Source organism: Paenibacillus sp. J22P169, from assembly GCF_059691995.1.
Genome location: NZ_JCAUAO010000002.1, coordinates 266330 through 281897 on the forward strand (window position 1 = coordinate 266330; position 15568 = coordinate 281897).

Genomic DNA, 15568 nt, shown 5'->3' on the forward strand with positions numbered 1-15568 from the left:
AGGAGAGATCATGCAATTGAAAAAAGGTATTGGTGAAAGGATATTTAATGTATTCAATATATGGCTCATGTTATTTATATGCTTAACGATTGCTTTCCCGTTTGTTCAGCAGGTTGTTATTTCAATTAGCCCGCCTAATGAGTCCAGCAAAATCGGCTTTCATCTGTTTACGAGCAATCCAACCTTTGATGCCTATAAGCAGATTTTTGCCACCGGCTCTTTACTTGAATCCTACTACTGGACGATTCTGCGAACTGTCTTGGGAACGGTTCTTACGGTTGTTGTGTCGGCTATGCTTGCCTATCCGCTATCCAAACGATATTTGCTAGGCAGAAAAATGTGGATGGGTATCATCATATTTACGATGTTTTTTGGAGGTGGATTAATCCCAACCTATTTGCTGGTCAAAGAGCTGCATATGCTCAATACGATCTGGTCTTTGGTCATCCCGGGCTTATGCAGCGCGTATACCATAGTCATTATTAGAAATTTCTTTACGTCTCTGCCTGTTGAAGTCGAGGAGAGCGCATACATGGATGGTGCGAATGACTTTTCAATCTTCTTTACCATCGTATTGCCGCTTTCTACGCCAATTATTGCAACAGTGACGTTGTGGTCTATGGTTGGTCAATGGAATTCCTGGTTTGACGCTATGATTTATATCTCCAATGGGGAAATTAAAGTTTTACAAATCATTTTGAGAGATGTGCTAAATAACGCGCAGGATGCAGCGCTGGCTAACGTCATGGGGATTGAGAATGTTGATATGTCAGGTCAGAAATATACAGCTGAATCCGTGAAGGCAGCCATCCTTCTTGTAACAACGATCCCGATCATTATGGTGTATCCCTTCCTGCAAAAATATTTCGTTAAGGGAATTATGATCGGCGCTGTGAAAGGTTAATATAGGTTTCAAAGGCTAGTCAAAATACATGATATGAATGTAAAGGGGAAATTGTCGATGAAATTTGTCAAAAGTGTTTCAGTATCGCTTGCTTTGACCACGGCTGCTGTTTCTGTTCTTGCGGGGTGTTCGTCATCATCGAAACCTGAGGCGAAAAAGGAAAATACGACAGTCAATATCTTTACCACAAGAATTCAGCCTAATCCCAATTCGGAAGTGATCAAGCAGATGAATGAAAAGCTGGGCGTTGATCTGAAGATCACGGCAGTGCCCGATGCGGATTATGATACGAAGCTGAACTTGTTCGTTGCATCCGGCGAGATGCCGGATGTATACGGCGGCTATATTACAAGCAGCAAAGCGCTTTTCGACTCGGCTGCATCGCTGACGGAAGAGGAAGTCAAGCAATACGCTCCCAATATCTATGCGTCATTCGTTAGCAGAGCGGGCAGTCAAAAAAGCCACATCCTCGATCTATGGACCAGAGATGGAAAGCTCAAGGGGTTTAACAATGGAGCGTTGGGCAACTCTTTGCCTTACGGCGTCGCCCTCCGTTCAGACATCTTGAAAGAGCTTGGGGTCACTATGCCGAAAACAATTGCCGATTGGGATGTTTTGCTGAAAAAGTATAAAGAAAAATATCCAAACAATTATCCGATCACGGTTCAGAATGGCGGAGAGGCTCAAGCGATGTATTACTTCTTGTCCGCTTATGGTGTGCGGCGTGACGCATGGATCTATAAAGATAACCAGATTCAATATGCTCCATTCATGCCTGGTATGAGGGAGGCTCTTATTCAGCTTAACAAATGGTATAAGGCAGGCTACATCAATCCGGAGTACTACACAATGTATCAGAATACATCGGCGCCTGTCGACGAATTTGTCAATAATAATGCGCTCTTTTACCAGTATTACAATACCACGCTCCAGATTAATCCGCCTTTTGATGAAGGAAGCATCGGTGCAAAGCTAACAGCGAAATATCCGAATGCCAAGCTGGAGTGGGCACCATTCCCGACGCTTGGAGATGGAAGTAAGGCCATCGTTGCTAACGCGCCTATGTTCACTAATATCGTCTTCTTCAACAAAAAGCTGGAAAAAGATCGGGATAAGCTGCATACGATCATGACGGCATGGGATAAAGTTTTCAGCAATCCGGATACGTTTACACTTGCCAAGTATGGCTTGAAAGATACGCATTACTCGCTTGTTAATGGCGCTCCTGTTACTAAACAGGAATTATCAACGAATGATGCCAAAGCCAAAGAAGGCTTCGGTTGGCCATTTAATGGTGGTTTTGATGCTACGGATGACGTCAATGCCAAAATTCTTCCTTCCTTTGTGAAAGAGAATAGACAGAAGTTGTTGTTCGATGACAACGGATTGTACAGCAAGAAAAACGTCGATTATTTGGTTACCACAGATAAACCTACGGTAGAAGGCCCGATTACTTCTGAATCAGGCGAGAATCTGGATGGTAAAAACCAAACGTACGCGACACAATGGAACACGATGTTCACATCCGTCATCGTTGGCGAGAAGACGATGAAAGATTTCGATGCCTTTATTGCAGATTGGAAAAAACAACTCGGGGATGAATTAGTCAAGAACGCCAACCGATTGTATAACAAAAAGTAAGGAGAAAGCCATGCTGAATGACAAACAGACAGAACGAATGCTGGGTAAACTCAAACGATTTGAAAAAACGATAGAGCCTTACATTTTCACAAAAGTAGATACGTTGGATGTCGACATTTATAGAACACCGGAAAGGCTACATCGCATACCGGAGAGGCATTTATTCGTTCAGGCGAGTCCGGGAGAGGCATGGGGCGGCGAAGGGAATTATTGCTGGTTGAAGGGAACCTATAGGGTCAAGCAAGAGTTGGACAATCAAACCTTGTTCCTCAAACCGCATGTCGGGGGACATGAGACGCTGCTATGGGTAAATGGAGCGCCTTACGGGACGTTTACATTAAGCCATGGCAATCACTACTGCGACTTGCTCAAGTCGAATGTTAAAGGCGGAGAGATCATTGAGATTGCGCTGGAGTCTTATGCGGGTCATTTTTCAGCAGCAAGCCAGCCTTTGGCCGAGTCTCAGCGTTCCGATTTTATGCACAAGTACGAGTCGATAGACATTTGTTTGAAAAACAATAAAATGGCCGATTTTTACTTCGACTTGAAAACCTTTAACCAAATGGCTGGCGCATTGGATAAAAACAGTTTTGTCAGGGCCAATATCATTAGGACTCTCACGCAAATCCATGAGATCCTCTATTATTCGCCGGACAATATTGAGGCCAATCGGTTTGAAGAGGCCGTAGAGCAAGCCAGTAAGTTAATTAAAACGTTATATCAATACAAAAATACATCCCTGGCGCCGATTGCAGCGGTCATCGGACACTCCCATATGGATACAGCATGGCGCTGGACGATTGAAGAAACCGTTAAAAAGTGTGCGCGCACCTACGCGAATCAAATCAGCTTGATGGAGCAGTATCCGGAGTACTTGTTTGTACAAAGCTCTGCCTATCACGGGAAAATGATACTGGAGCATTATCCGGAGTTATTTGCAAGAATCAAAGCTGCGGTAAAAGCTGGCCGATATGAACCCAATGGAGCGGTCTGGATCGAATGCGACGGTAATTTGGTTGGCGGAGAAATGATGCTGCGGCAGTTCGTATGGGGGCAGAGATTCACGCGGGAGCATTTCGACTATACGTCGAACTGCTTCTGGCTGCCGGATACGTTTGGGTACAGTCCCTCCATTCCTCAGATTATGAAGGGGTGTGGAGTTGATTATTTCCTGACGACCAAGATGTCGTGGAACGATACGAACAAATTTCCGTACGACACTTTTTATTGGCAAGGGTTAGATGGGACAAGAGTGTTGACGCACTTGAATAAAACTCACTTGTGGCCGGATCCGGAAACCTGCATTGACTCTGTGATGGACGGCCATCGCTCCAAAGATGCCATAACGGACAAAACGGTTTCCAATATGCGTCTGCTTGCTTATGGGTATGGCGATGGCGGGGGCGGGCCGCAATTTGAAATGATTGAGATGGCGCGGAGATGCAGTGACTTGGAAGGGTGCCCGAGAGTGGAGACGATGCTGGTCGGCGATTTTATGCAAAGACTAGAGCAGTCGCTTACGAGCCCTCCCGTTTATGCGGGTGAGCTGTATCTCGAGCTCCATCGGGGAACGCTGACGAATCAACATACGATTAAACGCAATAATCGATTAGCCGAAATTCGTCTGCATGACCTGGAATATCTCACAGTTAGGGATGCGGTGAGTCGTGACGCGATATGTCGCGATACCGAGATCAGGCCACTTGTGGAGACGCTGCTGATCAATCAATTTCATGATATTTTGCCGGGGACGTCGATTCCGGCAGTGCATGACCGGAGCATCTCGGAGACGACGCACATTATTCAACAAGCAGATCAATTCATTCGACAAGTCGTACCTGCCCAATCTGCGGACAACAAGATTTCGGTGATTAATACGTTATCGTTCGATCGCAGCGATACAATCTATTTGGATGCTGTAGATGGCTGCGTAATTCAAGGGAATTATCATCAACAACGTGTAACCGATCTTTGGGGGCACAGGCAGTTGGCCGTTGCAGGTGTAACGGTGAAGGCTTTGTCATCTGCCGTGCTGGAACGCGTGGAGGGCGAACCCGACAAAGGCTCTTGCTTCCATTTTGAAAACAATACGCTGGATACGCCATTCTTTAAGTTGGTTTTCGACGGGAAGAACTATATTAGTTCGATGATTGATAAAAGCCTGAACAGAGAGCTTAGAGGGGGAGGCTATGCCCTTAATACGCTGCTAATAGCGGAGGATGTGCCGACAGCTTGGGACAGCTGGGACATTGATGCGGATATTGAGCTGAAGTTCAAGGATAGCGCTGAGCTGCTCACGAGCGAAATTGTATCGGATGGGCTCGTTGAATTTAGAATCCGTAATCATTACAAGCTGACCGCAAAATCGAGCTTGCTGCAGGACATTATTTTCTACAGCGACAGTAAGCAAGTGAAATTCGAGACGTTGATGAATTGGCAAGACGATCACAGATTACTAAAGACCGTCTTTGATACGAGTGTTTTTGCAGATTTTGCGAGGCAGGAGCTTCAGTTTGGCTACATCAAGCGTTCAACAACTCGAAATACAGATATTGAGAAAGCCAAGTTTGAAGTTTGCAATCATAAATATACCGATTTGTCGGAGAATAAGTATGGCGTCGCTATTCTAAATGACTGCAAATACGGCATATCCGTACATCAATCCCAGCTTGGGCTGACGCTCCATAAAGGAGGCTGTCGGCCGGATTTTAGAGGAGACAAGGGCGAACATACCTGCTCCTATGCTTTCTTGCCTCATCATAGCGGATTTGATGCTGATTCCGTCATCAAGCCTGCATACGCGTTTAATTATAAGCCAGTTATCGTTCCAGGCGAATGCAGCTTCGAATCGTTTATTCGCGTAAGTGAGCCTAATATTATCCTTGAAGCGATCAAACCGTGCGAAGATAACGAGAAAGCCTATATCCTTAGAATGTACGAAGCGGAAGGAACTTACACGAATTCTACGCTGACGTTTGCGAAAGATGTGGCCCAGGCTGCCGTAACCAATATGTTAGAAGAAGAGATCGAGAGGTTGGAAGCGAAGAACGAGATAGAACTTAGTTTCAAGCCATTTGAAATTAAAACAATCAAGATCAGCTATTCAATGTGAAGCAGTCATGAAAAATAAATCTGCCGAAAATTGCTCGGCAGGTTTATTTTTTTTATTCTCGGCCATCCATAAATTGCTTTGGGCTTTTACCCGTCATTTTTTTGAACGTTCTGCTGAAATGTTCTGGGGAAGTATAGCCTACTTTTTCACAGATTTCGTATATCTTCAGGTTGGTCGACTTGATGAATTCAATCGCTTTGCAAATTCGCGTATGAGCCAAATAATCGGTGAACGTAGTATCTCCCTTTTCAGAAAAAAGACGACTGAGATAGCTGCTGTTGATATTGAACTTGTTGGCAGCGGACTGCAGATTAATATCATGCATATAATTTTCTTCTACATAGTGTTTTACCTGGTTAATCATTGAATTCTCGCCATTGTGAGCCTTGACGATGGCAATCGCGGAAGACAGCCATTTGTTTAAAGAGTCAAGATCGCCGTAAAATTTCAAATGCTCTTCATACGCTTTACTTAACACGCGTAATTCGCCATAAAGCCCGTTTTGCTGTGCAAAATCTGTAAGGATAAAATGATACTTCATGTACAGTTCTTTGATCGCCCGAATATGGTTGGCACTCACGGATTGGGGAATAATGATCAAATTATGAATATCTGGTTTGCGCTTGTCAAAGAGAATGGCATTCAGCTGATCCTTCAAGTTGGAAATTTGTTGCCGGCTATCGATCGCTAGAGGCGGCGTTTTCTCAAACTGGGCCGTATATCGAATGATAGAGCCGTTGCCTGCAACAAAACAGTAATCAAGGGACAGCCTCGCTTCATGAAGGAGCTGAGGGAGCTTGGCGAAATCAGATGAAACACAGCTTAAACCGAGATTGACACGGAACCCGTTGGGACGGAATTTGTCAAAGGCATGCCTTACATGTTGCATGATACTAGACTCGGATTCCTGCTGGGCATAGAGCGTAAGGATCAAGTACTCGCTAGGCGACATCTGAATCAGTTCGATATGAGCTTGACTGCTATAGGTCAGGATATCATCGTCAGGAACGAGGCATTCCGAAATAGCCTGCTTCATGGACACTTCGGGAATGGCGGCGTGAGCATCAAGCTTATTCATTTTCAATAAAAGTAAAGTTAATCGCCTTTTTTCGTTGTTGCACAGCAATTCCTTCAATATGTCGAGATCGCTTGCCGTTATATTTTCCGCTACAAGCCGGCTTAACAGGGTTTCCTTCATCAGTTCCTTACTGGAGATGGCCCCCAATTTTGGGTGATCGTTTAATCGTAAATTGGAGAGGGTATGATTGATATGATCTTCCGTCATTTCGGACTTCAATAAATAATCATTGGCGCCAAGCATGAAGGCTTCCTTGACTAAATGAAAATCGTTGAAGGCACTAATTACAATAAAGATGATATCTCTCCTAATGGCCAACGTTTCTTTGATCAATTGCAGTCCATCCATGACCGGCATTCTCAGATCCGTAATAACTAAGTCTATGCAGTTGTCTTCCTGAATTCGATGAAAGGCGTCTTGCCCATTGAAGAACTCGCCTACCAAGTCAAGAGACAGGTGGTTCCAATGAATCATGTTCTTTAACATTTGTCTTACGTAGGGTTCGTCGTCAACAATAATCGCATTCATCGTTAGCTTGTACCTCCTTCGCTAATGAAATTGGCATCTTCCAAAGTGTCCAATACGGGCAGAATGATTTTTACATTGGTGTAGGCCCCTGCTTCACTCTCGATTTCAATGCCATAGGGCTCCCCATACTGGAGTCTGATTCTTTTATGAATATTGACGAAACCAATTCGCAGAGAGTCTGAAGTAATTGTCGATTGATGATTCAGTAGATTGTCCATGATATGGCTTGCGATACCAATCCCGTTATCATAAACCGAAAGGACAAGGGTCGTATTATTTTTTAAAAAAGAGGATAGGATGATGTTTGCTTTCGCGCCCGTGTTCAAATTGTGATTCAAGCCATGCAAGATAGAGTTCTCAACGATGGGCTGTAAAATCATATGCGGCACGAGTAAATGAGAAGTATGGTCTTCGGTCTGGTACTCGACGTTCAACAGATTATCATATCTCAGCTGCTGCAAAAGAATATAGTCTTGTATGTTCTGCATTTCCTCCCTCAAGGCAATCACATTGCTTGGATGACTGAGGGTATTTCGAAGCAGACGGCTTAACGTGACCAGCATATGGGCCGTGATGTCATCCTTATGCTTCATGGCGGAAAAACGGATTGAATTAATCGTATTGTATAAGAAATGCGGATTGATTTGATATTTCAGCATATCAATCTCGGATTTGCGTTTCTGGCGTTCGATTTCAATCGTCTGTCTAAATAAGTTGTCGATGCGTTCTATCATTTGATTGAATCCGCTTGTGATTTCGCTAACTTCGTTTTTTGAATTTGAGATGACCGTCATTTTTATATTCATTTCTCCGACCTTTTTCATGGCATTGGCCAGACGCTTAATGGGGAGCAGAATCTCTTTCGAAATAATAAATGAAAACAGAATCATCAGCATCAGCAAGGCGAATACAAGAATGATGGAAAAGAGAATGATGGCCGAAGAAGCCTCGGTTACATGCTTCGAAGAGGACAGCTGGGCTATGCGCCAATTCGTCACGTTGGATTTATTCTGTAAAACAAAATAGTTGTCGATATACGAAAGGTTGTCAGGGCTCTGATCGAGCGGAAGCTTTTGTGTCATTGAAGCAATGCGATAGTCGCTAATCGGGAGAGTATGGTCGTTTCCGGCAATGTTCGTATTGTCGGTATCTAATACACGAATGATACTGTCTGGGAATCGAAGTTGGTTGTTTAAGAGATCATTCATCGTTTGCTGATTAACCAAGAGGATAATTTGGCAAAGGCTCTCTGACGGATTGTTGCCCATAATATTATAGATGTTTTTGGTGATAATTGAATATTTTCCCTCGAACACACCGAAAGGAGTGAGCTGATTGCTAAACCAGCGCATATTGGGGCTGGCTTCCGTGCTGGCAATGATGGGATTATTCTTGAAGTCATTCGTAACGGATACAAAAGCTTTGTAGCTGTACACGACACGTCCATCGATCACGACCATGGCGGCTGAAATGACATCATCGGTAGCAAACAAACTCTTTATTTGCGGGTCAAGGCTCATCGTACCGATATATTTGGCATGTTGGAAATCTCCATGTTTGATGTCACTTAAAGCAGGGAGAACGAAATTATAGAAAGTGGTCGAATTTGAAAGGATGTCCATATACTTTTGAAACCTTGTATACAGATCATCGAGGGAAGCCTGGCTTTGCCGTATATCGAACGAAATCGTATTGACTAACTCTTTTTGAGCGTTGGTTTTGATGTTGTAGTAAGAATAATAGGAAAGCGCCAAAAGTGGTATGACGGAAAAAAAAAGATAGTATAAGAAAAATTGGTATTGAATTTTTGTTTTAATTGGAATCCCCCCAATTGATAAGTATTAATGTTATAAATGAATATACAACATATTTACCGTATCTATCTTGAATGTTATAATTGCAAGAGGATGCGTTGAAGAAGCCCTTTATCCGGCAATCGCGCTCCTTAAGATCGAGCTGGACTCATCGTCGAACCTCGGACAACAAGCTGGCTGGGAAGCGTGAGGTTACGCGGTTCTTGCTCGGGGTTCTGGATAAGGGAAAGGATAAGCTTAGCGGCTTCTCGGCCCATATTCTTCTCGTTTTGATTGATAAACGTAAGCGGGACTTCCGAAAGTTCAGACTTCTCATAGTCGTCGAAACAAACAATAGAAAGATCACGCGGAACGAGGAGGCTCAAATCTCGGGCTGCTTTCATGGCGAACAGGCCTAATGTCGAAGTACTCGTTACGATGGCTGTAACATCACGATTTTCCATGATATAGTTCTTGATTTGTTCGTAGATAGGCAAATTGCTGCTTAGATTCAATCTTAGCCGATACTCGATGAATAGGTCGGAATCACTCAAGGCCTGCTCGTAACCGTGCAACCGATCCTCGATGCTCGTTGTACCCGTGATAGCTGTACTGAGAAAGCAAATCTTGGTATGACCGAGACTTGTTAAGTATTTGGTTGCTTCATACGATCCAGCAAAGTTATCGGAGCTTACACAGTTGGCATCGAGTCCGCGCAAATACCGGTCTACGATGACAAGCGGATAGTGATCTAAGGTCAATTTCAGTATTTCATTATTGAAAGTCTCCCCCTCCACCGGATAGATGATGATACCTTTCATTCCGAGTTGAGTGAATTCTTTCAATAATTTGTTTTCTAATTCCTGCATATCGTGTGTGAGTCTGAATACGAGGTGATAACCATGATCAGCCAGTTCCTGTTCAATACCGGTCATTAAGTTAGCGGTAAACAGATTGTCAAGGCGAGGAATAAGGAAGGCGACGCATGATCCCATGGCTTCTCTAGGCTCATACGACATTAACGGTGTCGATGCGTTATCGGATATATAGGAGCCTCTTCCTTGAATTCGATAAATAAGTCCTTGTTTCACGATATCGGCCATCGCATTTTTTACCGTAATGCGGCTGACGTCAAACTGCTCAGCGAGTTCATTTTCCGAGGGGAGCTTATCCCCAGGTTTCCAGATGCCCTGATGGATCTGGTTCATAATGTATGTTTTTAATTGAATGTACATGGGAATCCTTGCTGGCGTGCTGGACATACGATTCATTACTCCTTGTATTTTGTTTATAACAAATATACAACTTAATTCTATATTCGTAAAGTCTGCTTGAAATACACCATAGTTAGGAAGGGGATTACAAATCATGGTACAAAAATATGTACATGTCATTTCACATTCGCACTGGGACCGGGAATGGTATATGCCCTACGAGAAGCATCGGGTGCTTCTCATCGAGTTGATGGATACCTTGATCGAGCTGTTCGAGAAGGATGCCAGCTTTCAGAGTTTCCATCTAGATGGACAGACCATTGTTTTGGAAGATTATTTACAAATAAGACCTGAGAAGAAACCTGTTATTGCCCGCATGGTGCAAGAGGGGAAACTCCTCATCGGCCCCTGGTACATTTTGCAGGATGAGTTCTTGACCAGCAGTGAAGCGAATATCCGGAATTTATTAATTGGTCATCAGGATGCACGGGAATATGGGAGCTTGTGCAAGCTAGGATACTTCCCAGATTCCTTTGGCAATATGGGGCAAGCACCGCAAATCCTACTTCAGGCCGGCATGGATACGGCGGTCTTCGGCAGAGGAGTGAAACCCGTAGGATTCAACAACGAGGCACAAGGGGACTATGAATCTGCCTTTTCGGAAATGAAATGGCAATCGCCGGACGGCTCGACCGTACTCGGTATCCTGTTTGCGAATTGGTATCACAATGGCATGGAGATCCCTACGAATCCGGACGAGGCTGTCTGCTACTGGGATCGGAAGATGAAGGAAGCGGAGAGTTTTGCCTCGACGCCGCATCTGCTGTTCATGAATGGTTGTGATCATCAGCCGGTTCAGTCGAATCTGTCGGAAGCGCTTGAAACCGCAAGAAACTTATATCCGGACGTTGATTTTATTCATTCCAATTTCAATGACTACATAGCTAGCGTGAAAGAGAATCTGCCTGAGCATCTATCGGTCATTCAAGGAGAATTGAGAAGCCAACAAACGGACGGCTGGTGGACACTCGTGAATACGGCCTCCGCCAGAGTGTACATTAAACAAAAAAATCAGAGTGTGCAAACCTATCTGGAAAAGGTGGCAGAGCCCCTAGCTACATTTGCAAAGTTTCTGGGACACACATATCCCGGCCATCTGTTCACCTATGCTTGGAAAACGCTGATGCAAAACCACCCGCATGACAGCATTTGCGGTTGCAGTGTGGATGAGGTGCATCGTGAAATGATGACGAGATTCGATAAAAGCTATCAGGTAGCCGAACATATTGCGGCAGATAGTATGCAGGCGATTATCAAGCAGATTGATACCCAAGCGGCTTATGATGCTACGGCGATTCCATTTACGCTGTTTAATACATCCGGCTGGGAGCGTTCAGGGGTAGTCAGCATCGATGTGGACGTGAAACGAATCGCACTTGGAGGCGGTAACCGCAAGAAGATTGTGGAGGAATTAAAGGCGCTTGCTTTGGAAGATTACACCATTGTAAATGCCAGTGGAGAGCCGCTCGACGCCAAGTTTGAAGATCTAGGAGTCACATTCGGGTATGAACTGCCCAAGGATAAATTTCGTCAGCCGTATATGGCACGTTCCATACGCGTTCACTTCTTGGCCCAAGGGGTTCCGGCGCTGGGATATAGAACCTACGCGCTGAGCCGGGCTCTGTCGCCTATTGTCCCGATTCATCCGATAGTATCGGCAGATGCGTCTAGGATGGACAATGAATTCCTGGCGGTGCATATAGCCAATGATGGAACCTACGAAATTTTCGATAAGAAAAATGGAAGTGCCTTTACAGGCCTAGGGGCTTACGAAAATGTAGGCGACATCGGAAATGAGTACATTTTCAGATCGCCTGACGGGGACATTTCGCTCACCACTCGCGGCCTGTCAGCTCACATTTATGTAGAAGAGCAAACCTCCTATCATACCGTGGTAGCCATTGTTCATCAATGGGAGATTCCCGCCAGCGCTGATGAAAGACTGAGTCAAGAGATTCAGGAATTCGTGCCGTTCCTTGAGCGGAAAGCACAGCGTAGCAAGCAGATGGTGCCCTTAACGGTCACGACTCGCCTTACGCTGGAACGAGGGGTTCCCATACTTAAAGTAAAGACGAGTTTGAGAAATGACGCCAAAGATCATCGTATTCGTGTACTGTTTCCAACGGATATTACCTCGATAACGCATCATGCTGACTCTATATTCGAAATAGCCGAAAGAGCTACGATACCTGCGCCGGAATGGACGAATCCTAGTAACTGTCAGCATCAGCAAGCTTTTGTCAATGTAAGGAATGATACTTATGGTCTCACTGTCTGCAATCTTGGATTAAACGAATACGAAGTATTACGTGACGACCGAGGTACGATAGCCGTTACCTTATTGAGAGCAGTGCAAGAGCTTGGTGACTGGGGGGTCTTCCCAACACCGGAGGCGCAGTGTTTGGGGGAGCATGAGTTCGAATACGCGCTAATTCCGCACGGCGGGAAGCACGAAGCAGAGCGTTCGTTTGTCGCTGCCTACCAGACGCAAGTGCCATGGACAGCGATGCAGACGCCGATGCAATCAGGTGTTCTCCCGGTGGATCATCAATTTATCCGTTGGTCAGGCGAGGGGCTCGCTTTCTCTGCCATCAAGATGAATGATTCCACCGATGCCTTCATGATGCGATGGTTTAATATGACGGATAAACCAGTGAAGCTACAAATAGAACATATCCACGGATCGCATGGACCGCTTTATCTAAGCAATGTTTTGGAAGAAAAAGGGGAAGCAATCGGGGCGCAGCGCTTGATTTCGATTCGACCTGCAGAAATCGTCACCATAGGAGGAAGAGATGGCAATATTAGCGGAGATTAGCAAGAAGCAGCATCCTTATTTGTATTTTGATCAAGCATGGGTAGAGCGGTTTCGAGTTCAACTGTTAAAGGATGAGAGCCTCCAAGGTGAATGGCACACATACTTGGCAACGGCGGATCGCATGCTGGAGGATTCCTTTACGGATGAGGCGTACGCGGATGGCGAGGATTCCCAGCACGGCAGATACGGACCGCCTAGCGAGCAAGTTGCTAAGATGGGGACAGTTCTTGGGCTTGTGTATCAGGTAACAGGGCAGGCCAAATATGGTGAGAAGCTTAAGGATGCTCTGCTTCACTATAGTACGTACCAAAAATGGTATGGAAAAGGTCTGCTGCGGAACGATCCTCCTTGGCATTCGGAGTTAAATACATCCCGTTTCTGCCATGGTTTTGCTGTTGGCTACGACTGCATATACGATTTGCTCTGTACAGAAGAGCGTATGACTGTTCGCCGGGCACTGCTAGAGCTTGGCGTTATACCGACACTGAAGGATTGGGTATTCGCCGATACACGTACGCACACCCTTGATTCCATGGGCCATAATTGGTGGGCAGTTATGATCGGACTGGCGGGAGTCGGCGTGATCTCGGTCATCGACGAGGAGCCTAAGGCGAGGGAGTGGCTGGATGAAATCGTTCGCATTTTCCCGGAATACTTCATGTATAAAGGCAGTGTGCTAGGCAATAAAAGTTTGAATTACGATGAAGCGGGCGCCTTCTATGAAAGTTTAAACTATGCTGATTACGGATTGTATGAATACTTGGTCTTCAGACTGGCGTACCAAGCATCGTTCGGTTATACGGATTTTTCCGACATCCCTGTGCTTGCGAAGGCTGGTGATTTCTTCCTGCACACGACGTATCCGGCTTCCGAACGAGCGCTAACCGTAAATTTTGGCGATGGCTATATCTATACAGGTGCCATTCAGTCGGCGAAAATGCTGCTGGCGAACGGTCTTGACGATCCGCGGTTGCGCTGGTATCTGAAGGAATGGAAAGCGGATTACGGATTTTATGATTTTATCCAACAGGAGCGTATTTGGCAGGGGGATACGAACCCTCCGTCTTCATCCGAGACATCGGCGATCTATTCGGATATCGGTTGGGCGACGATGCGCGATGGTTGGGAGAAGGATCGAACGCTGCTGGCGGTAAAGTCTGGTTTTACTTGGAATCATGCTCATGCGGATGCCGGTTCCTTTGTTCTCTATCATAAAGGGCAGCCGCTCTTAGTTGACGCAGGCAATTGCTCTTACGACAGACCTGAATATATCAATTACTATTTGCAGAGCGAAGCGCATAATGTGTTGCTGTTTAATGGGAAGGGACAGCTGAGATCGGATGTACTGCGGGGTGTGAAGGAGCCTGGACACGTGCATCATTTGGTGGATCATGCTGGCATTCGTTATGTTTATGCAGATGCAACCGGCCCTATGTCGATGCATTATTCAAGAAATTTTCGTCATTTTCTTTGGATCGACGGCGTCATTCTAATTATTGATGATGTTCGTGCACATGAGGAGGGCAACCTTCAGTGGCTGCTTCATTACGAGGGAAAATCGTTCATAGAGGAGAATGGCTCATTGCGCGTTACGAACGGTGATGCCAGTGTGACCGTTAAGCACCTTTTCCCGCAGAATCTAGTTATTAAGCAAAAGCAAGGCTTGGCCGATCATTCTCCAGATAATAAGGTGGCGTACTATTCCATAGAAACGAGCGAACCAGTTAACGAAGCCAAATTTATAACTGCTGTGATACCGCACGAACCGGAGCAGCGGATTCCAGAGGTGACTGTCTTAGAAGGACATGAAATGCAAGGTGTGCGAATACGATCAGGCGGTAAACAAACGGATGTTTATTTAAATCTCCGGGCAGATGGCCGGGTGATGCACCTTAATTGCATCCGCAACTTGAATGGATGGGAGACGGATGCCTATCTTGTAGCAGTAACCAGACCTGAAGATGCTAGCGAGGAGGATTGGAGAAACGTTGAACGTTGCTTTATTGGGTACGGAAGCGTACTTCGTCATAGCGGGCACACGTTGTTTGCTTCTATGTCGAGAGCAACGGCCTGTTTGGAGCTGAGCCAAAAGGAAGTTTCTGTCTCATTGCAAGGTCAGCCTTACATTCGTGCAGAGATACGACCTGCCATTATGCCGCAGCGCTCAACGGCCATGGGTTGTGCAAAGGTGGTCTCCGATGACAGTGGAGTCATAACCGTTTGTCAATCGACCACGATGCCGGCACGACGTCCTGGCTAATTTAATGCTGTTCGTATCACAGAACCTCAACAAACCTGAACGTACAAAAAGCAGCTGCACTTCCACTAAAGGGCAGCTGCTTTTTGTACGTATTTCAAGTTAAAGGAGTGCGGCATGGAGCTCTGGAAGAAACGGTTTGATTTGATGCGGGAGGAAATCT

At 45.4% G+C, this 15568-nt stretch carries 8 protein-coding genes; 5 read left to right on the forward strand and 3 right to left on the reverse strand.

Features of this window, described 5'->3' with window-relative positions; translation table 11 throughout:
* The first annotated feature begins 10 nt into the window (after positions 1 to 10).
* The 3 genes from AC58QG_RS15635 to AC58QG_RS15645 are packed head-to-tail and all read left to right on the forward strand — an operon-like array spanning position 11 to position 5657.
* Positions 11 to 904, forward strand: coding sequence for a carbohydrate ABC transporter permease (locus AC58QG_RS15635; protein WP_497363047.1), 894 nt, complete (start codon positions 11 to 13; stop codon positions 902 to 904).
* Positions 905 to 961: 57 nt separating this feature from the next.
* Positions 962 to 2545: a type 2 periplasmic-binding domain-containing protein gene (locus tag AC58QG_RS15640; protein ID WP_497363048.1), complete on the forward strand. Its 1584-nt coding sequence runs from the start codon at positions 962 to 964 to the stop codon at positions 2543 to 2545.
* Positions 2546 to 2555: 10 nt separating this feature from the next.
* Complete coding sequence (locus tag AC58QG_RS15645; protein ID WP_497363049.1) at positions 2556 to 5657, forward strand: alpha-mannosidase; 3102 nt, start codon at positions 2556 to 2558, stop codon at positions 5655 to 5657.
* Between the two features lie 52 nt (positions 5658 to 5709).
* Here the strand turns inward: AC58QG_RS15645 and AC58QG_RS15650 are convergent, their stop codons facing one another.
* The 3 genes from AC58QG_RS15650 to AC58QG_RS15660 form a co-directional block, all read right to left on the reverse strand.
* A complete protein-coding gene (locus AC58QG_RS15650) occupies positions 5710 to 7263 on the reverse strand; it encodes a response regulator (protein WP_497363050.1) in 1554 nt (517 codons plus the stop codon).
* A 2-nt stretch (positions 7264 to 7265) separates the two neighbouring features.
* Positions 7266 to 8885, reverse strand: coding sequence for a sensor histidine kinase (locus AC58QG_RS15655; RefSeq protein ID WP_497363051.1), 1620 nt, complete (start codon positions 8883 to 8885; stop codon positions 7266 to 7268).
* A gap of 323 nt (positions 8886 to 9208) precedes the next feature.
* Complete coding sequence (locus AC58QG_RS15660) at positions 9209 to 10318, reverse strand: GntR family transcriptional regulator (RefSeq protein ID WP_497363052.1); 1110 nt, start codon at positions 10316 to 10318, stop codon at positions 9209 to 9211.
* Between the two features lie 106 nt (positions 10319 to 10424).
* Here AC58QG_RS15660 and AC58QG_RS15665 point away from each other — a divergent pair, with 106 nt between their 5' ends.
* Together AC58QG_RS15665 and AC58QG_RS15670 are read left to right on the forward strand one after the other, a co-directional pair.
* Complete coding sequence (locus AC58QG_RS15665) at positions 10425 to 13148, forward strand: alpha-mannosidase (protein ID WP_497363053.1); 2724 nt, start codon at positions 10425 to 10427, stop codon at positions 13146 to 13148.
* Positions 13126 to 15408 carry a heparinase II/III domain-containing protein gene (locus AC58QG_RS15670; RefSeq protein ID WP_497363054.1) on the forward strand — a complete coding sequence of 761 codons (2283 nt, stop codon included), beginning with the start codon at positions 13126 to 13128 and terminating at the stop codon, positions 15406 to 15408. The genes AC58QG_RS15665 and AC58QG_RS15670 overlap by 23 nt, the downstream gene beginning before the upstream one ends.
* The last annotated feature ends 160 nt before the right edge of the window (positions 15409 to 15568 follow it).

Excerpts from the sequence above, each read along its gene's own strand:
- AC58QG_RS15635 (WP_497363047.1), top strand. The coding sequence starts at position 11 with ATGCAATTGAAAAAAGGTATTGGTGAAAGGATATTTAATGTATTCAAT.
- AC58QG_RS15670 (WP_497363054.1), top strand. The coding sequence starts at position 13,126 with ATGGCAATATTAGCGGAGATTAGCAAGAAGCAGCATCCTTATTTGTAT.
- AC58QG_RS15665 (WP_497363053.1), top strand. The coding sequence starts at position 10,425 with ATGGTACAAAAATATGTACATGTCATTTCACATTCGCACTGGGACCGG.
- AC58QG_RS15655 (WP_497363051.1), bottom strand. The coding sequence starts at position 8,885 with ATGGACATCCTTTCAAATTCGACCACTTTCTATAATTTCGTTCTCCCT.
- AC58QG_RS15650 (WP_497363050.1), bottom strand. The coding sequence starts at position 7,263 with ATGAATGCGATTATTGTTGACGACGAACCCTACGTAAGACAAATGTTA.
- AC58QG_RS15645 (WP_497363049.1), top strand. The coding sequence starts at position 2,556 with ATGCTGAATGACAAACAGACAGAACGAATGCTGGGTAAACTCAAACGA.
- AC58QG_RS15660 (WP_497363052.1), bottom strand. The coding sequence starts at position 10,318 with ATGTCCAGCACGCCAGCAAGGATTCCCATGTACATTCAATTAAAAACA.
- AC58QG_RS15640 (WP_497363048.1), top strand. The coding sequence starts at position 962 with ATGAAATTTGTCAAAAGTGTTTCAGTATCGCTTGCTTTGACCACGGCT.